Raw genomic sequence first — 17,383 nt, forward strand, 5'->3', positions numbered from 1 at the left:
GTTTAGGGATAAGCTTCAAAATACAAAACCCACCCTGAGCACATATGGTTCATTATAGGGAGACCTACGGTTATCATAAGTGAAATTGTATAATAACATAAAATTCATCCCTCCCCTTTCCCCAAAAGGAGTAAAATAACCGGCACCAGCAAATAAGCCTGGCACCCAATCTCTGGTAAATATCACCTCGCTAGAATTCGGGACGGGGTTGGCCACCTCCACATTAAGGGCTTCATATTCGGCATGGAGAAATATTTTTGGCAACACATTGTACCTGTTAAAAATCCGGCCACCGTATATGTGGGATTGTGCATTATTGTAGAAACGGTTGTTGAAATATTGATAGGTAGCCCCGACCCCAGCACTGTATTTTTCCGTAATCATGGCACCTGCCAATGGGGAAACATCCACAAAAGTAAGCCACCCAAACTGCAAACTTAAATTGCCTCCATAATACATCCTTTCCTTCAAGGGTGGGTTTTCTTCAGGATAAATCTGTCTTTGTGCCTCTACCTGTAAGACAAAGGCCAAGGACAGCAAAGCTCCAATAAAAAAGTGACGTAAAAGGCATTTATTATTCTTCCACAATAACATACAGGTCCTCAGATTTTCTTTTCATCAAGTACCTTTCACGAGCAAACTTCTCCAAAAGTTCATAATTACTCAATAATTCTTCCCTTTCTGCTTGAATTTTTTCCTTCCGTTCCTGATAAAATTCCTTTTGCTTTTCCAGTTCCTTTAACTTTGATCTTAACTTAAAGTGACTCACGATATCATTGGTATCGATAAAAACCATCCACCCTATGAAAAGTACAGTGAATAAAAAATAAAAATTCTTTGTGTATTTCAGATACTTCGCCATAATCATACCTCTTGAACCTTACAAATATAATCAAATCCTAAGCCAGTTGTTCAAGAGACACCAATTTTTTGCTTATTTCAAAGCCACCATTACATTTTCAGCTTGACCAAAAGGGGCCTATCCTGCCTGTTCTTCTTTTGAAACGCATACCGAAATGATCTACAATAGTAACACTAAGGCTGCAAAAAACGCCTTCATAGTGCCTAAACGTTCTACTTAAAATTAACTAATTTTTTATTGATATTAAACTATAAGACTAGCTCCTTTTTGAAAGGTCCAATGCCCTTTCAATATCCAAAATAATATCCTCCACGTTTTCCAGACCTACCGAAAGCCTTACCAGACCATTAAGAATCCCTACCCTTTCGCGTTCCTCTTCGGTGAGCTTGCTGTGGGTGGTGGAGGCAGGGTGGGTTATAATGCTTCTACTGTCTCCGAGATTTGCCGTTACCGTGATCATTTGAAGGTTATCAATAAATTTCTGTGCCCTTGCAAGTCCCCCCTTAAGCGTAAGCGTTATAATCCCTCCCCCATGTCTCATTTGCTTTTTGGCCAAGGGAAACTGAGGATGGGAAGGTAAAAATGGGTATTTCACAAACTCAATTTCCCCGTTATTTTGGAAATGCTCGGCTATGGTGAGCGCATTGGAGCAATGCCTGTCCATCCGAAGCGCCAGCGTCTCCATACTTTTGGCAAGCACCCATGCATTGAAAGGAGACAAGGATGGGCCTGTGTGACGCATGAAAAACTGCACCTCATCAATTAAGTTCTTCTCCCCTAAGATCAGGCCACCCAGCACCCTGCCCTGTCCATCTATAAACTTGGTGGCACTATGGGTAACAATATGGGCTCCCCACTTAGCAGGCTGCTGCAGGTAGGGTGTGGCAAAACAATTGTCCACCACCAGTATGAGATTATGGGCATTTGCCAGTCTAGAGATGTATGCCAAGTCGATGATTTCCAACCCTGGGTTAGATGGGGTTTCAATGAAGATCATCTTGGTGTTAGGCTTAATTAATTTTTCCCAATTGGTAATATCCGCAATGTCCCCATAGGTATGGCTGATTCCCCACTTGGGGAAAACACGCGTAAGTAATTGATGAGTACTTCCAAAAAGTGACCTGGAGGCCAATATATGATCCCCCTGGGCCAAAAGTGCAGCCATACTTCCAAACATAGCCGCCATACCCGAGGCAGTAGCTACTCCGGATTCTGTGCCTTCAGTGGCACAAACCTTCATGATCAAGTCACTGGTGTTGGGATTGGCATAGCGGGAATAAATATTTCCGGGTATTTCATCGGCAAACATTTGCCTCGCCTGCTCAGCAGTTTCAAAGGTAAAACTAGAACTTAAATAAATTGGAGCAGAATGCTCCCTTTGGTCAGATGCTGAGTCAGCGATTCTTACTGCCTGTGTTTCAAAGTGTTTATAGGACATATGTTATGTTAAAGCCTTTAAGATTGGCATGAAGGTACAACAACGCAGGGCACTTTGTGTGTCCTGGGATTCCATCATAAGAATAATAAATTAATGCTTGCATGTGGCTAATTTATAGGTTCCCAAAAGGGACAGGTATTGGCACCTTTCCCCGGGAGGGAAGGTTGCCAGAGGGTCCGTGAGCCTGGTCTCTCGCCTCTTCTTTATAAATCAGTTTCCTGAAATGAATTACAAATTAAAGACAGCTTTGGCGCTTTTCCAAATCTCCCCCTGAATTGTTAGGCTGCGCCTGTAAAATGGGTTTTGAAACCTACTACCGCTTGCTAACTTTGTTTCCCGAAATACTTTTTTGCCTGGAAGACCTAAATCTAGACAGTTTCTTAGGTGATTTTTCAATGTGTTTGGTGGCTCTTCCCTGAACTCTTTTTCTCCACAAATTGAAGGAACCTTTTTTCAACTCTCTCCTCATTAGCAGAATCACCTTTTTTTCCGGGAGGTCAAATTGCTCATAAATAGCATCAAAAGGGGTCCTGTCCTCCCAGGCCATTTCTATAATCCGATCTTTTTCTTCCTCTGTAAGTGTAGGTAACCTTGCCATAAAGCAAAAACCAATACAAGGGAAAATAGTTTCTATATTATGCAATCGAGGATCAACGTAGTATGGCTTAAAAGGGACTTGCGTCTTAGAGACCATGCCCCTCTTTATCATGCTATCGAAACCAATTTGCCTCTGGTGTTGGTATATTTTTTCGAACCAACCTTAATAAATAGCCCCAAAAGTGACGCCAGGCATTGGAGATTCATATGGCAGAGCTTGAAGGAAATGAATGAAAAACTATTACCCTACAAGGGAAGGGTACACCTGGTTTGTGAGGAAGCAGTGTCCTTTTTCGAAAAGCTTAAGGAGGTATACCAGATACAAGCCGTCTTCTCCCACAAGGAAACTGGCATCAAGCTCACTTTCGATAGGGATAAGGCTGTAAGGGCATTTTTGGATAAATGGGCAATCCCCTGGCAGGAGTACCAACAACAAGGTGTGAGGAGAGGAAGAAAAGACCGCTCAGGCTGGAGTAAGGGGTGGCAAGAGCTAATTCAGCAACCCACTTTAGACCCTAACTTAGATAAAGCCCTCTTCCATTCCTTAAGCCCTACATTTGAAGGTGGGTTTGAAGGGGAAGGTTTGCCACAGAGTTGGAAGGAAAACCACCCCTTGATGCAGCCAGGAGGTGAATCGAAAGCCTGGAAATACCTGAACAGTTTTTTCCAATTCAGGGCCTCCAACTACAGTAAACACATAAGTAAGCCGGAAGAAAGTAGAAAAAGCTGCAGTCGGCTGTCACCATACCTTGCTTGGGGGAACCTTAGTATAAGACAGGTTTTTCAATTGGCAGAAAATCAGCGAAAAGTTGGTCGCTTTTCTGGTCCGCTGGCTAATTTTCAATCCAGGTTGCGTTGGCACTGTCATTTTATACAAAAATTTGAAATGGAATGCCGTATGGAATTCGAACATTTAAATAGAGGTTACCTATACCTACAGAAAAAACATTTTCCTGAACGGGTGGAAGCTTGGGAGATGGGTAAAACTGGGGTTCCCTTAGTAGATGCTTGCATGCGTTGCCTGACCCAAACGGGCTATCTCAATTTCAGAATGAGGGCAATGCTGGTTTCTTTCCTTTGTCACCATCTATGGCAGGATTGGCAGTATGGTGCGAATCATTTGGCCCGTCTGTTTTTGGATTTTGAACCAGGCATCCATTACCCCCAGCTCCAAATGCAGTCGGGGGTCACGGGTACCAACACATTGAGAATTTACAACCCCATAAAACAGGCAAAGGATCACGATCCCGATGGGGCCTTTATCAGAAAATGGGTGCCCGAATTAAAAAACTTAGAAGCCCCCTGGGTGTTTGCTCCATGGACTATGGGCGGCATAGAAGCCCAATTCAACCACTTTACTTTAGGAAAGGATTACCCTGTTCCGATAGTGGAAGTGGAGACTGCGGCCAGGCATGCCAGAGAACAACTATGGAAGGCAAAGGAACGTCCGGAAGTTCAAGTTGAAGCCACGAGGATTTTGAAAAAACACACCCTTCCCCACCGATGGCCCTAATTAAGGCAGGTTCATCATGAGTTTCAATTCCTTATAAAAACCCCTCCTGATAGGTATTTCCTGGTTTTTTATAAGTATTTTCTTTGAATTGAAAGAATCCACATGAATGGTGTTTATCATAAAGGACTTGTGTACCCGCACAAAACTCTTGTGGGTGATTTTTTCGACCACATTTTTTAGAATATCCCGCATAATATATGTTTTGGCAGTAGTGTACACCTTGGTATACAGTCCATCTGCCTTGACAAAGGTGATGTCCTCTAAAGGCACTGGCACCACATAGCCCTTGTCTATGATTTTGAGAGTAGCCTTTTTAAGGTTGTTGTCTTGGTTTTCCTTGTGCTTTTTAAACCCCATGTAAACGGCTGCTTTCAATGCATCCAAGCCAAAAGGTTTTAGTAAATACCCCTCATGGATATCCGAGTTAATGCGGTCTAGGATGGACTGATCCGAATAGGCCGTGCTGAAGACAATGGGGATATCATATTCTTCCCTGATCTTGTAGGCCAAATCAATCCCGTCTATGTCCCCTTCTATCATGATGTCCATCAAAATCAAATCCACATCTTTTTTTTCCAGATGGCTCAAGGCATCCACACCATTGTTGACAATCTTCGTCACTTCATAGTCCAAGTTGATCAACATCTCTTTGATATTGGCAGCGAGTTCCGGCTCATCTTCCACGATAAGGATTCTCTTCATAATAATAATTGCCCAAAAATTGGATTTAGTTGAGAAAATAAGGTTTATTATCCTAAAATTAGGTTTATAAATTTGCAAAACCAACCCATCTTTATCTTATTCAGTTGGTTCCTGCATATATTTTCGGCAAAAAAACAGCTTGAACATGCCAATCTTACATTCCCAAGTAGCAGATATCTATACCGCATTGGCCAGTAGCTCCACAGACAGGGAGACCTTGTACCCCTTATTGGAAAAACTAAAGGCATTTACTTCTGCAGTATGGGTGGCACATATCAATAATGGCTCCAGTAAAGACCCCTTAACCTGGCCAAAGGAAATCTTGGGAGAAGTAAAGGGCTATCTTGACTCCCTTCATGAGGTTCAATTAAACCCACAAAAAATAACGGTTATAAATTTGAGCCAATTGGCACGTATATCGGGTAAACCCAACCGGCCTGGTAGGGATATCGACCACCTCCTATACCTTGATGCCAGCCCATCGGGAAATTTCCTTTTCGGCATGCCGGAAGATGAGGGAATCAATACGGAACAAAAAACAGCCCTTTCCCACTTCTTAGAGATTTTCTCCAGGCTACATCCTTTACAAAATCCACGTCAGGCTCTATCCCCTATCACAAAAAACAATTCCCGAGCCCTGCTGGAACCAAAAATACCTTCAGACCTTTCCGGGTATTTCTCCTCCATGGGAACGGAAAGCAAATCCATTGGTGAAGAATGGTTTAGAAACATTGCGGAATACTTCCCGTTCCCCCTGTTCCTTTCCCACCTTCCGGATGGGAGTACACTATTTGTCAACCAGGCCTTTATGAAAACCTTTGGCCCCTTTTCCGAACCTTCGGAGGATCTCCCAACCATCTCGGAATTTATCCAGGGAGAAAAGGAAAAAAAACTGATCGTAGAACTTATCAAGGGGAAAAGAACCATCAAAGGACTAGAAATTGCCTTGAAAACCAAGGCCCGGAACGTTCCCACTTGGTTTAGTGTGAATTCCCAACATATACAACTGGGCTCACCGGAGGCTGCCATCACCGTTTTGGTAGATATCCACCAAAGAAGGGAGGCCGAACAAAAGCTGAACCGGTTGAATGTCCTGCTTCAAACCTTGAGTGAAATACAGCTCAACACGTATTTGCAAGACGATTTTGAGCCTTCCTTGGAAAAATTCCTTGAAAATATCATGAACCTCTCAGATTGTATGGTGGCCTACCTTGGGGAGGCAAAGCAGGATGGGACCCTGGTTACCCAAGCCTTCCTAAATCTCTACGAGCAAGATTCACCGGAAAAACAATCCAATATAGGCAACAAAATCAAGTATGATTCACCTATACTCGGCAAACTAAAAAAAGTGACCCTGGAAGCTCAAAAACCACTTATCTTTAACAGTGCCTATGCAGGGTCTTCCCATTATGCACTTTTTAGCGATACACAGGAGTTTAAAAACTTTTTGGGAATTCCCATTTACAAAGGTGAGGAGCTACAGGGAATCTTGGCCCTTTTGGACAAGGAGGGTGATTTTACCGAAAAGGACATTGAATTTCTTAAGCCGTTGGTTTGGGGATATGCCAACTTGATGAAATCCATACATACCCACAGAGAAAAAATAAAAGCCGAACAACTAAGAAAGGAAGCAGACAACCTTTATCGGCTTTTGTCCGAGAATACAGGGGACATTATCCTACTTTTTGACCTTGATTTCAAGATTGACTACATCTCTCCTTCTGTGGAAAAGATTTTGGGATATAAGGCAGCCGAAGTAATTGGAAAAAAACCTTCCGAGGCTTTTGACGTAGTGTACCCCACTTCTATTAATTTTGACGAGCCCCACACAACTGTGATCCCCCATACCAGGAAAGAATCCAAACAATCCATTATACTAGAAATCTTGTTTAAGCCTCTCAAAAACAAGAAAAATGACACCTACTCGATCCTGGCAACTTACAGGGATGTAACGGAAAGAGAGTCCGTATTAAAAAAAATCAAGAAAAACCTAATGAAAGAAAGGGAGCTGAACCATCTGAAGTCCCAGTTTATTTCCATGGCTTCCCATGAGTTTAGAACTCCACTGGCCACCATAATGAGCAGTGCCGAATTAATCGATTTATTCCTGAGTAAAGAAGAGCAGGGCAACCCCACCCTTGACAAGATCCATTCCCATATCAAAAAGATAAACCTACAGACCTCCCGGCTATCTGAGATTATCAGCAATATGTTGCTTTTGGAAAAAAGTGTCCAAAATGACTTGAAGATTAGTAACAAAAAGACCCCTATCCTTTTTTTTGTGAAAGACCTCGTGAGCCAGTTCAGTGATGAAGTCGACAAGGAAATCGCTTTGTTCCTGCCCGAAAAGGATAAAATTGTACTTACCGATCCGGCTTGTCTTTCTCACATCCTCAGGAACTTACTTCAAAATGCGGTCAACTATTCCAACAACTCCCAAAAAAATGTGGAATTACACCTGGAATTTCTTAACCATGCCTATGAAATCAGGGTAAAAGACTATGGGATGGGTATCCCTAAGGAAGATCAAAAACATATTTTTGAGACCTTTTTCAGGGCCAATAATGTGGCCAAGATAAAAGGAACCGGCTTGGGCTTAAATATTGTCAAGGAATTTGTCAACAAGCTGGAAGGTGAAATTTCTTTTTCAAGTAAGGTTGGGAAAGGCACGGAGTTCGTATTACGGTTTCCAGAATAAAAAAAACTCCCCAAAACCGCCTAAGCAATTCCGGAGAGCTTTAACCCAACTAAACCACATAAAAAAATAAACCAAACCTATGAATCTATATTTTTCCCCAGTGGGAATTTTTTGCCTTATTGTTGATTCAAATATAGAGGAGATTTAATTACCATTTTCAAGGAAGTAAACTAAACTCCCTAAATCATAAACAAAGTGTAAATAGCTTTGAAATATTTCCAAAAAATCACTGCTCTCCCTTGAATCTCGGCATGGAAACATCTCCTTCATGACTGATGCCCTCTCTTATTATCACTTTTTTGGCCGTCAAAAACAGGATCTTTATATCTAACATAAATGACTTGTTTTCAACATACCACAGATCTAATTCAAACTTTTTTGGCCAACTGATGGCATTTCTGCCATTAATCTGTGCCCAGCCGGTTATGCCAGGCTTTACCTCCATACGTTTGGCTTGCCTTGGGGAAAATAAGGGCACGTATTCCATCAGCAATGGTCTGGGACCCACTAAGGACATATCTCCCTTTATTACATTTATAAGTTCAGGCAGCTCGTCCAAGCTTGTGGCCCTTAGCTTTTTGCCAAACGCGGTCAGCCTTACTTCATTCGGCAACAAATCCCCATTTTCATCTGTTTCATTGGTCATGCTTCTGAATTTCATCATCTTGAAGGGCTTACCATGCTTGCCGGGTCTGGTTTGGTAAAAGAAAACGGGCCTCCCGTGATAAATCAAGACCAATAAACTTATTACCACTAGTAGAGGAGAAAGCACCAGAATTAATACTAAGGAAACAATGAAATCGAATATTCTCTTTAACATGTAATTACTATCGGAGAGGGCTTTGAACCCAAAAGATTCGGATGAAACAGAAAGTAAGACAAATATATTAATTTTATACCAAGCAAGCTTATTAACCAGGATAAGTGTTGACTGAACGAATGACCTGTTCTATCTCCTCGTCATGTAAACTGGGTCTGCAGGGAATGCTGATGGTTTGTTGGTGAATTTCTTCTGTCACCGGAAGCACTTCTTCCTTGTAAGCCGCATAGGCAGGTTGCATATGAGGCGGGATAGGGTAATGGATATGGGTACGAATTCCTTGTGTCAGGAGATGTTGTATGAGCTTTTCCCTGTTTGTCGTCATCAAGGTAAACAGATGCCAAACATGCGACAACCGAAACTCCTCCGAGGGTCTGCTAGGCAAAATGATTTCGGGATGGTCGATTTGGTCTAGGTAATTTTCCGCGATTGTTCTTCTCCTTTCATTTCTCTGGTCTATCTCCTTTAACTTGATTGTAAGAAATGCTGCCTGCATCTCATCCATTCTGGAATTCTCACCCCTCCACTTATAATTTCCTGCCTCGGAGGAACCATAGTTGCCCAGACTCCTTACAATTTCAGCTAATGCAGCATCATGGGTACCCACTGCTCCTGCATCTCCCAAAGCACCTAGGTTTTTTGCAGGAAAGAAACTGAAAGCCGATGCATCCCCCAATGTCCCGCTTCTTATGTCCCTCCAAAGTGCCCCGAAGGCCTGGGCATTGTCCTCCAAAATTTTAAGCCCGTGATCATCTGCCAATTGCTTCCACCGCCCATCCCAACATATTCTTCCGTAGAGATGTACCAAAATAATGGCCTTAGTCCTTTTTGTAATATGGGGAGTTACCGATTCGGGTGAAAGGTTAAAAGTGCCAAACTCCGGATCTACCAAGACAGGCTTCAAGCCATTGGCCGATACCGCAAGCAGGGTGGCAATGAAGGTATTTGAAGGTACTATTACCTCATCCCCCGGTTTTAATATTCCCAGTTCCACATACCCCCTCAAGATAAGTTTCAGTGCATCCAGCCCGTTTCCGACCCCAATGACATGGGGAATCTGCTGAAAATCGGCAAGCTCCTGCTGAAAAGCCGCTACCCGGCTCCCAAAAAGGTACCTTCCACTCTGGATCACCTCTCTTGCCGCTGCGGCCAGGGAATCCAGGTAAGGTTCATTTTCCTTTTTTAAATCAAGAAATTCTATCATCGAGATAATTCCCATATAACCCACATGGCTAAGATAAAATTTTTGTGGGCAAAGTTTCCTATATATTTTTTTAAAAGAATGAATTCGTGCATTACGCAAGCGACACTCAGAGTATTAAAAATTGGCATTTACAGAAAGGGAATGACATTGGGTTTCTCGCAGCCCTGCCCTGAGTTTTTTCAGGGGGGCGCAACGATTCCGCAACGCTCGCCCCGTGAAAAATCATTTATGGTTGACAGTCTTAAAAATTAGCACTTTACTATTTAATTTTAAGTGCTTTGTCAATGGCAGAAATGCCCTCCGGATAGCTTTCGGGGCTGCGAGAATAACCCGAAGCGAATTCCCCAATTTCCGATAATTACCAGAAGGGAGCAGGCTATCACCTATTCAACGAACAGGTAGCATCAACTGAAAAACAATTATAAACACAGGAATCACCAACCAATCCCTTGACAGAGAGCTTCGCATTCCTATTCCCGAAACCGTCCGATTAGTAATTTTTTTTCTGGTCTATCTATTCCAATAATATCCTGATTGATGGGGTCAATGGCAATTCCTTGGCCCCAAAAAGGTGCCGGAAAGGTAGCGACATACCGAAGGGTTTCACCAGATTCGGGGATTTTGACATAATGAAGTTCCCGATCATCATGGCTTGTCACCAGGAAGCCATCTTTCCAAACCACACCACCGGAAATACTCATATGCCCGATTCTTTTTAACACCTCTCCGGGAAAAAGCCAGCGCTGCATTTCGTTCCATTCCGGATCGAACTTTGCCAAGTAGGTTTTGTGGTTCTCTGAACGGTAATAAGCAAAAAGACAATACCAATACCCATTCCTTTCCACAACCCATGTCAAACTCCCCTCGGATTCCCCAAAGTCCTTGAAGATTTCCAATTCCATGGTATCAGGATTTAAAATTCGGATATCACTACTGTCCCGGGCAGCAGGGTAGTTGGAGTGGGCTAGCAGGACATTGCCTTGGTGAAGATATCCACTGTTCAGGTGCTTTGTCCCCTCTGCGGTCGAGCTCGTCACCAACTTCCCAGAGGCCCTTTCGTATTTCCCTATTTTGGAATTGTCTATAGCAAAATAATGTCCCTCTGTGGCCACAGCTGCCTGCCTGGCCTCAGGAGCCTCAAAGGAATTCTTCAGTTCCCATTTGCTGCTAAAAGGGAGGCTAACCTCTTCTAAACTTTCCCACTCCTCAAATGACCTGAACAGGTTTATTTTACTCCCCTTCTCCGCTTGGTAGGGAGAGGCCAGCAAGCCTAGCTTTCCTTCCTGGAAAAACATACCTGCACCTGCCTTAAAATCAGCCCCTTCTTCACAATGGAAGTTTCTACTTGCAATTTTAACCAGTTCTACCTTCTTCCCTTGGGTATGTTCCAGGGGCTTTGATCCACCGGAAGCATTGCTAGCGGTTATAGAAAAGGTAACTTTCGATAATTCATCCTCTGTGAACTGAAGCCCAAACAAGTCGGCAACGTGAAAGCCCTCTTCATCTCTGGCCAATCCTACTAAATACAAGCTCTCCTTTTCCGAAAACAAATTCACATTTTGATAGGACAACCATTCGTAGTTCCCTCTTTCTACGGAGGAGAAAGTTCCCTTAAAATAAAATTCGCCTTGATTTTTATAAAATGCTCTGGCATCACAGGCGTAAAAATCGATTTCCTTCGCATCCCAATTCCCTACTGCCAACAGGATCTCGTTCTTAAATTCAACTATGCCCACTGCACCTGCTGTTACCCTTTCTTTCTCTCCTGCCCTGTATATGGTATATATAGGATTTTCCCAGGGTTCTGCGGAAGCAAGATCGTAAATAAGGATTTTTGATTTATCCCTCAGGTGGTTATCCTCAATGCCAATTGCCAAATAATGGTTGAAAATTTGAAAGCCCCCTGCGTGCCTGTAGGGGTTCACCATCAAGGTGTCTGTAGTAAGTTTCTGGATATGGTTGGGTTGGATTTCACCTTTTAGAAGATAGGCTATCTGGTCTGAACTTCCAGATAAGTATACCATGGGATTTCCATTACTATTGTAATACTGGATCCCCTGTAGGTGCCCTCCTTCATTTAAAGCAATGGCTTCGCCCTTTATGGACAACGAAATTGGTGTTTTCGGGAGAGAAAGAAACTTTCTTTCCAAAGATAACTCCACATTGCTGTCCACTTTTTGGGCAAAACTGACAACAGCAAAAAAGACAAAAAATAGTAGCAGAATAGTTTTAGGTATTTTCATTGACATGGTTCAATTTGGAGCAATAGGTACAGAATCTCGATTGATTTTCCCAATAATTTTATGTTATGGTCATTGGCCAATATTACGCAATTTTAGAGATTCCCCTTAGAATGGTTTTAAATAAACTAAAATTCCCCGTTCTTTTCCTTGATAGCTTCACTTATTGAATCACAGGGTTTTAATTGATGTATCTATTTTTTACATTTAAGTAATCATCAGTAATGAAATTTTAGAATAACTCCAGCTTACCGAATAAATATTAATCAACTGTAACTTTAACCCTTTTAAAATTATGAGAAACTCTACAATTATTAAAACAGGTAAATTGAACGAAGAACGTCGGGACTTCATTAAAAAATCTGGTGCACTCACCGTGATGTCAATTGCAGGAGTGAGTTTTTTCACCAGTTGTTCCAGTGATGATGATACCGAGCCGACTCCTACTGAAGCAATAGTAATCACTGAGGAAAGTGTTCGCATAGATTTGGACCAAGTGGCGGATTTAAATGCAGCAGGAGGTTGGATACTTCTTACAGATGTCAGGATGCTGGTTGTCAATACAGGAAGCAACAGTTTTAATGCCTTAACCTCGGTCTGCACCCATGAAGGTTGTGACCGGGATTGGTCTTTCGCCAACGATGTGTTCACCTGTGCCTGTCATGGTTCCAGGTTTAATTCGGATGGTTCGGTAGTTACTGGCCCAGCCACACAGCCCCTGAGACAATATGACTCTGCAATGGAGCAAAACATACTAATAATCGACCGAACATGATTGGCTATAGATGGGTGTTGTTCATTGCTCTTTTGGTCTCATTTGGCTTGAATGCAAACGCCCAAACTTTCAAAACAGAAAATGGCCAAGCAGAATTCCTATCCAAAGCCTCCCTATTGGAATTTACAGGAGAGTCCGACCAATTACAGGGTTTGATTGACTTGGATAAAAACCTCTTGGACTTTTACCTGGACCTCAATACGCTAAAAACAGGTGTTGGTTTAAGGGACAGGCACATGAGAGACAACTATTTAGAAACCAAAAAATTTCCCTTTGCTGAATTTACTGGGGAGATAGAGGAAGGCACGGAAATCCCTGTTGGCCAAACCAAAAATGTGACCGCCAAGGGAAAATTCAAAATTCACGGAGTGGAAAGAGAAATAGTAGTTCCAGGCACATTAAAAAGAAATTCTGCCAACGAAATGGTTTTGGATGCCTCATTCAAAGTGTTACTTGAAGATTATGACATAGAAATACCAAGGGTAGTCTTCTATGAATTGGCAGAAGAACAAGAAGTAACCATTCATGCAACCTTAAGGAGATAAAATATGAACCCAAAATTCTTTCTAAAATCCCTCATTTTAACTGCTGTATTGGTTTCAGCCTTTTCGGATTTTGTTTTTGCACAGTTGGAACGTAGGTTGGCCAGTGAAACACAAGAAGTGGAGCTAATCTTTCATGCCCCCAGACACCTCAACCTGCTTACGGTAGAACCTTTGGATGAAGGGACACTTCACTTCGCCATTATGCACACCTTTGGCACCATAGACAGCGGTATTCGCAATCTATATGGAATCGATAATGGGGCCAATATCCAGTTTAGCTTTGAATATGCATTTTCCAATAAATTCTCTTTGGGTGCTGCTCGCTCCAGCCGGGACAAGTTTTACAACCTTTTCGGCCGGTACCATATCCTGAAGCAGACCCAAGATGATAAAATGCCTTTCTCTCTCTCTTTTATGGGTGCGGCGGGAATAAATACCAATGATTATGGGTTTTTGATGGAAAATGCCCCAAGTGCCAGTGAACGTAGCAGCTTTGCCGCCCAATTGATGGTCGGCAGGAAATTCACCGATCGAATAAGTTTTCAACTTAGTCCTACTATGGCTTACTTCGTTGATCCGAGGCCTGAATATTTTATTCAAGGCTCCCAAAACCTCTACTTGGCACTAGGATTCAGTGGTAAGTTCAAAATCACAGGAAAAACTTCTCTCACTGCGCAGTATATTCCAAATCTCAACAACGACTTGAGAAGCAACTTGGGCTTTGGCGTGGACGTTGAGGCTGGTGGCCACGTATTTCAGATGTATTTCGTGACCTCCCCATACCTCAATGAACAATACCTGCTTGCAGGAGGAAATGGGGTTCCCGGTGAAGAATTCAGATTGGGATTTAACGTGAACCGGGTCTTTGCGACCGGTAAGCGCCGGTAGTTTGGCATTACACTCCTTCTGCATTGACCCTAAAATCCCTGCTGTTAACAAAAGTCCCGCAAATACGAACTGAACATTTGTGCTCAAAAAAAGGAAGAAACGGTTCCTAAAGCTGCTCTACCAAAGTCAAAAACCCTAGGCAGTATGTGAAAAGAAAAGTATAAGGTCCTCCCCTTTTCCTTTAGGGGTGGCCTTGGCAGTAGCGTCATTGAAAATAATACTAGCCACCATTGGCTTTGCTAAAAAGGGCAAGAGCCACCAGGACCTTCAACCCTATGGCTAAGGCTTGGATTAGGGCAGGAACCACCCAAAACCATTTTCGAAGTAGGTAGAATTTGATTTTGGCAGAATCTAAAAGTTGAGGTCAAAGGGAGCCTGCATCTTTTAGGGGCACAAAAGCACCTGCAAAGGCTTTGGTGCGCCCAAGGCAGAGGGGGGACCAAGGCAAGCAGGTCCTTGGGAATACCAACTACTCGACCGGCATGGAGAGTGCATACTACCCACACTCTTCATTAATTTACCCGGTGTTTATACCAAATATTTCACCGAAATGGCATACAGGTTCTTTTTTTCCTCATCCCTGATCCATTCGGAGGTTCTACCTACAATATCCTTGCGGTCGGAGAGGTCTTTTGGCTGCTTGTTGACATAAATTATGGATTTACATAATATACCTGCTAGTGTACAGATTTATGGATTAATGTTTGCGGCTTTTTAATTTCAACTGTTAATCTAAAAACAAGTAAAAAAGCATGGCAACCTTCAAGTTAAAAATTTTAGATAAAAAACAAGTAACTCATGACACCTATTGCTTTACTGTGGAAAAACCCAAAGGTTATACCTTTGTTCCAGGCCAAGCTACTGAATTAAGTTTACTAAAAGAAGGGTGGGAAAATGAAAAAAGGCCTTTCACTTTTTCCAACCTCCCAGAAGAGGAAAATTTAGAGTTTACCATAAAAACCTACAATGACCACGAGGGAGTCACCAAGCAACTCGGGAATTGTCAGGTAGGGGATTTGGTTGAAATCGGAGATTCTTGGGGAGCTATTTCCTATAAAGGTGAGGGTGTTTTTATCGCTGGTGGTGCAGGGGTCACTCCCTTCATTTCCATTTTTAGGATGCTAAGAAAAGAAAACAAGATTGGTAACAACCAATTGATATTCGCTAATAAAACCAATAAGGACATTATCCTCTTCGATGAACTCAAAACCATTTTGGGACATAAATTTCATAATATTATAGCAGAGCAAGAGGACACTGCATACGATAAAGGCCGGATAGGCAAAACCTATTTGGATTCAAAAATCAAAGATTTCAAAAACCAGCACTTTTACCTTTGCGGCCCTGAGGGCTTTATGGAAGCAGTAGAAGGGGCACTGCAGGAGCTTGGAGCTGATCCAGATGCTTTGGTTTTTGAACAATAAACTAGTTAAAATTTTGGTTTACCTTCATTTCATTCTAAGGTTCTATTGATTTTTTACTATTTAATTCCTTTTTTGCATAGGAAATAAATAGTGTGAATGGGATGGAAAAATCAGTTGGCCTGGCCTTACTCTTGGCTTTGATCAGTCATTTATTAATAGCCCAGGCAGTTTCATCGAATGAGATAGCCTGGTCTGCACATTTCCCCAACCTTGGAACTTTTTCATCTCCCAGGGTTGCGGATTTAAACCAGGATGGAGTTGGGGATATCATATTAGGTATGGGAAGGCTGGAGTTTGAAGCCGCCGACACGGCCATTGTCGCACTCAATGGTAAAGATGGGAATGTGCTATGGAGGGTAGCCACAAACGATCAGATCTTCGGCTCAGCTTTACTTCATGATATCAATCAAGATGGCATTCCCGATGTGATTATTGGTGGAAGATCTGCAAACCTCCTGGCGATAGATGGTGCCACTGGCGCTTTGATTTGGGAATTTATCAAGGGAGATATGAAGGAGTTGGTGCAAAAAAAATGGTTCAACTTTTACAACCCTCAGCTCATTCCAGATCAAAATGGTGATGGATTAGACGATATAATAATTTCTAATGGAGGGGACGTGAATAAGCTCCCTTATGACGAAAACAGGCCTACAGGACACCTTTTGGTATTGGATATGGCCACTGGTGACATTATACAGGAGGCACCTATGCCTGACGGAAAGGAAACTTACCATTCTGTTTCAGTCTCTCCTAGAGGAGAAGGTTCCGACTTAAAGGTGGTTTTTGGAACTGGTGGAGAAACTGTTGGAGGAAACCTATACGTCTGCACCCTAAAAGAATTAATGGAGGGAAACCTTTCCTTTGCCACACTTCTTGCTAGTAGCCCGGATAAGGGTTTTATTGCACCCGCAGTATGGGCAGACATCAATAAGGATGGCATTGCCGATATTTTAGCCTGTAGTGTTGATGGAAATGTTTTAGCCTTCGATGGCCTGACTTTTAAGCGGCTTTGGAAGAAAAAAATCCCCGGAGCTGAGATATATGCTTCCTTTGGGGTTGGCAATTTCACCAGAAAGGCTGGTCCTGATTTTTTCGTTACTGCCAATAAAGGCATGTGGCCATTGTTTTCTCAGTCTTTTCAAATGATGTTTTCCGGCCCAAAAGGCAAAATCAAATACGAGGACTATTTTGGGGAATTTCAGACCAGCTCCCCAGTTGCTTTTGACCTTGATGGTGATGGCATCGATGAGATTATCTTAAGTGTAAACTTGGTTGATCTTATATCGGAAAACCAATGGTATCATACCAATACGATATCAGCGATAGATTTTAAGCGAAATAAGACCTACCGACTCTTTGATCCATTACCAGGGCATAACAATTCGGCAACTCCCTGGATAGGTGACCTGGACGGAGATGGTTGGTTAGATGTTGTTTTTTGCCATAGCGACAATCCCAATAACACATTTAAGCTTGACGGAATGAGGGTAAACCTCTTGAAAACCAAAATCCCGGCAGAAAATGCTCCGAAATGGGGAGCATATATGGGAAGTAGTTATGACGGAAGATATTGAGGACTGAGTAAGGTAAAACGACCTTTTTTGAGGGTATTTAAAAAGAATGCTAACTCCATTTCAAGAGTAAAACCCGTAAATTGGAGAGTTAAAGGAATTAGCA

Annotated in this window: 15 protein-coding genes and 1 riboswitch; of the genes, 7 read left to right on the forward strand and 8 right to left on the reverse strand. The window is 42.5% G+C overall.

Going from position 1 to position 17,383, the window contains the following annotated elements; all coding sequences use genetic code 11:
- Window positions 1-15: 15 nt before the first annotated feature.
- From DB520_RS21360 to DB520_RS21375, 4 genes are all read right to left on the reverse strand, one after another.
- Window positions 16-594, reverse strand: coding sequence for a hypothetical protein (locus DB520_RS21360; RefSeq protein WP_114751804.1), 579 nt, complete (start codon window positions 592-594; stop codon window positions 16-18).
- A complete protein-coding gene (locus DB520_RS21365) occupies window positions 575-862 on the reverse strand; it encodes an FtsB family cell division protein (protein WP_114751841.1) in 288 nt (95 codons plus the stop codon). Before DB520_RS21365 ends, DB520_RS21360 begins: the two co-directional genes overlap by 20 nt.
- A gap of 256 nt (window positions 863-1,118) precedes the next feature.
- A complete protein-coding gene (locus tag DB520_RS21370) occupies window positions 1,119-2,300 on the reverse strand; it encodes a trans-sulfuration enzyme family protein (protein WP_114751805.1) in 1,182 nt (393 codons plus the stop codon).
- 109 nt (window positions 2,301-2,409) lie between these two features.
- Window positions 2,410-2,512, reverse strand: a riboswitch (SAM riboswitch).
- 101 nt (window positions 2,513-2,613) lie between these two features.
- A complete protein-coding gene (locus DB520_RS21375; RefSeq protein WP_114751806.1) occupies window positions 2,614-2,898 on the reverse strand; it encodes a TIGR03643 family protein in 285 nt (94 codons plus the stop codon).
- Between the two features lie 39 nt (window positions 2,899-2,937).
- Between DB520_RS21375 and DB520_RS21380 the strand changes: the two genes are divergently transcribed.
- Window positions 2,938-4,410: a cryptochrome/deoxyribodipyrimidine photo-lyase family protein gene (locus DB520_RS21380; RefSeq protein WP_114751807.1), complete on the forward strand. Its 1,473-nt coding sequence runs from the start codon at window positions 2,938-2,940 to the stop codon at window positions 4,408-4,410.
- Here DB520_RS21380 and DB520_RS21385 read toward each other — a convergent pair whose 3' ends face one another.
- Window positions 4,411-5,112, reverse strand: a complete 702-nt coding sequence (locus DB520_RS21385; RefSeq protein WP_114751808.1) for a LytR/AlgR family response regulator transcription factor — start codon at window positions 5,110-5,112, stop codon at window positions 4,411-4,413. It lies immediately after the preceding gene.
- A gap of 145 nt (window positions 5,113-5,257) precedes the next feature.
- Between DB520_RS21385 and DB520_RS21390 the strand changes: the two genes are divergently transcribed.
- Window positions 5,258-7,810 carry a sensor histidine kinase gene (locus DB520_RS21390; protein ID WP_114751809.1) on the forward strand — a complete coding sequence of 851 codons (2,553 nt, stop codon included), beginning with the start codon at window positions 5,258-5,260 and terminating at the stop codon, window positions 7,808-7,810.
- Window positions 7,811-8,036: 226 nt separating this feature from the next.
- Here DB520_RS21390 and DB520_RS21395 read toward each other — a convergent pair whose 3' ends face one another.
- The 3 genes from DB520_RS21395 to DB520_RS21410 form a co-directional block, all read right to left on the reverse strand.
- A complete protein-coding gene (locus DB520_RS21395; RefSeq protein WP_114751810.1) occupies window positions 8,037-8,630 on the reverse strand; it encodes a sugar transferase in 594 nt (197 codons plus the stop codon).
- Window positions 8,631-8,721: 91 nt separating this feature from the next.
- Window positions 8,722-9,834: a DegT/DnrJ/EryC1/StrS family aminotransferase gene (locus tag DB520_RS21400; protein WP_114751842.1), complete on the reverse strand. Its 1,113-nt coding sequence runs from the start codon at window positions 9,832-9,834 to the stop codon at window positions 8,722-8,724.
- A 470-nt stretch (window positions 9,835-10,304) separates the two neighbouring features.
- Complete coding sequence (locus tag DB520_RS21410) at window positions 10,305-12,077, reverse strand: hypothetical protein (protein ID WP_114751812.1); 1,773 nt, start codon at window positions 12,075-12,077, stop codon at window positions 10,305-10,307.
- Window positions 12,078-12,369: 292 nt separating this feature from the next.
- Here DB520_RS21410 and DB520_RS21415 point away from each other — a divergent pair, with 292 nt between their 5' ends.
- From DB520_RS21415 to DB520_RS21435, 5 genes are all read left to right on the forward strand, one after another.
- On the forward strand, window positions 12,370-12,849 hold the full coding sequence (locus DB520_RS21415; RefSeq protein ID WP_114751813.1) for a QcrA and Rieske domain-containing protein: 480 nt from the start codon (window positions 12,370-12,372) through the stop codon (window positions 12,847-12,849).
- The gene (locus DB520_RS21420) at window positions 12,846-13,394 is read left to right on the forward strand and encodes a YceI family protein (protein ID WP_114751814.1); all 549 of its coding nucleotides are present in this window, start codon (window positions 12,846-12,848) and stop codon (window positions 13,392-13,394) included. The genes DB520_RS21415 and DB520_RS21420 overlap by 4 nt, the downstream gene beginning before the upstream one ends.
- A gap of 3 nt (window positions 13,395-13,397) precedes the next feature.
- Window positions 13,398-14,282 (forward strand): DUF5777 family beta-barrel protein, encoded by an 885-nt coding sequence (locus tag DB520_RS21425; RefSeq protein WP_232835089.1) that lies wholly within the window; start codon window positions 13,398-13,400, stop codon window positions 14,280-14,282.
- A gap of 752 nt (window positions 14,283-15,034) precedes the next feature.
- A complete protein-coding gene (locus DB520_RS21430) occupies window positions 15,035-15,706 on the forward strand; it encodes an FAD-binding oxidoreductase (protein ID WP_114751815.1) in 672 nt (223 codons plus the stop codon).
- Between the two features lie 101 nt (window positions 15,707-15,807).
- Window positions 15,808-17,280: an outer membrane protein assembly factor BamB family protein gene (locus DB520_RS21435; protein ID WP_114751816.1), complete on the forward strand. Its 1,473-nt coding sequence runs from the start codon at window positions 15,808-15,810 to the stop codon at window positions 17,278-17,280.
- The last annotated feature ends 103 nt before the right edge of the window (window positions 17,281-17,383 follow it).

Source organism: Pleomorphovibrio marinus, from assembly GCF_003347495.1.
In the GTDB taxonomy this organism is placed as follows: Bacteria; Bacteroidota; Bacteroidia; order Cytophagales; family Cyclobacteriaceae; genus Pleomorphovibrio; species Pleomorphovibrio marinus.

What these genes read in the sequence shown, in the direction of transcription:
- DB520_RS21360 (WP_114751804.1), bottom strand. Translation starts at nt 594, where the DNA reads ATGTTATTGTGGAAGAATAATAAATGCCTTTTACGTCACTTTTTTATT.
- DB520_RS21365 (WP_114751841.1), bottom strand. Translation starts at nt 862, where the DNA reads ATGGCGAAGTATCTGAAATACACAAAGAATTTTTATTTTTTATTCACT.
- DB520_RS21370 (WP_114751805.1), bottom strand. Translation starts at nt 2,300, where the DNA reads ATGTCCTATAAACACTTTGAAACACAGGCAGTAAGAATCGCTGACTCA.
- DB520_RS21375 (WP_114751806.1), bottom strand. Translation starts at nt 2,898, where the DNA reads ATGGCAAGGTTACCTACACTTACAGAGGAAGAAAAAGATCGGATTATA.
- DB520_RS21380 (WP_114751807.1), top strand. Translation starts at nt 2,938, where the DNA reads ATGCAATCGAGGATCAACGTAGTATGGCTTAAAAGGGACTTGCGTCTT.
- DB520_RS21385 (WP_114751808.1), bottom strand. Translation starts at nt 5,112, where the DNA reads ATGAAGAGAATCCTTATCGTGGAAGATGAGCCGGAACTCGCTGCCAAT.
- DB520_RS21390 (WP_114751809.1), top strand. Translation starts at nt 5,258, where the DNA reads ATGCCAATCTTACATTCCCAAGTAGCAGATATCTATACCGCATTGGCC.
- DB520_RS21395 (WP_114751810.1), bottom strand. Translation starts at nt 8,630, where the DNA reads ATGTTAAAGAGAATATTCGATTTCATTGTTTCCTTAGTATTAATTCTG.
- DB520_RS21400 (WP_114751842.1), bottom strand. Translation starts at nt 9,834, where the DNA reads ATGATAGAATTTCTTGATTTAAAAAAGGAAAATGAACCTTACCTGGAT.
- DB520_RS21410 (WP_114751812.1), bottom strand. Translation starts at nt 12,077, where the DNA reads ATGAAAATACCTAAAACTATTCTGCTACTATTTTTTGTCTTTTTTGCT.
- DB520_RS21415 (WP_114751813.1), top strand. Translation starts at nt 12,370, where the DNA reads ATGAGAAACTCTACAATTATTAAAACAGGTAAATTGAACGAAGAACGT.
- DB520_RS21420 (WP_114751814.1), top strand. Translation starts at nt 12,846, where the DNA reads ATGATTGGCTATAGATGGGTGTTGTTCATTGCTCTTTTGGTCTCATTT.
- DB520_RS21425 (WP_232835089.1), top strand. Translation starts at nt 13,398, where the DNA reads ATGAACCCAAAATTCTTTCTAAAATCCCTCATTTTAACTGCTGTATTG.
- DB520_RS21430 (WP_114751815.1), top strand. Translation starts at nt 15,035, where the DNA reads ATGGCAACCTTCAAGTTAAAAATTTTAGATAAAAAACAAGTAACTCAT.
- DB520_RS21435 (WP_114751816.1), top strand. Translation starts at nt 15,808, where the DNA reads ATGGAAAAATCAGTTGGCCTGGCCTTACTCTTGGCTTTGATCAGTCAT.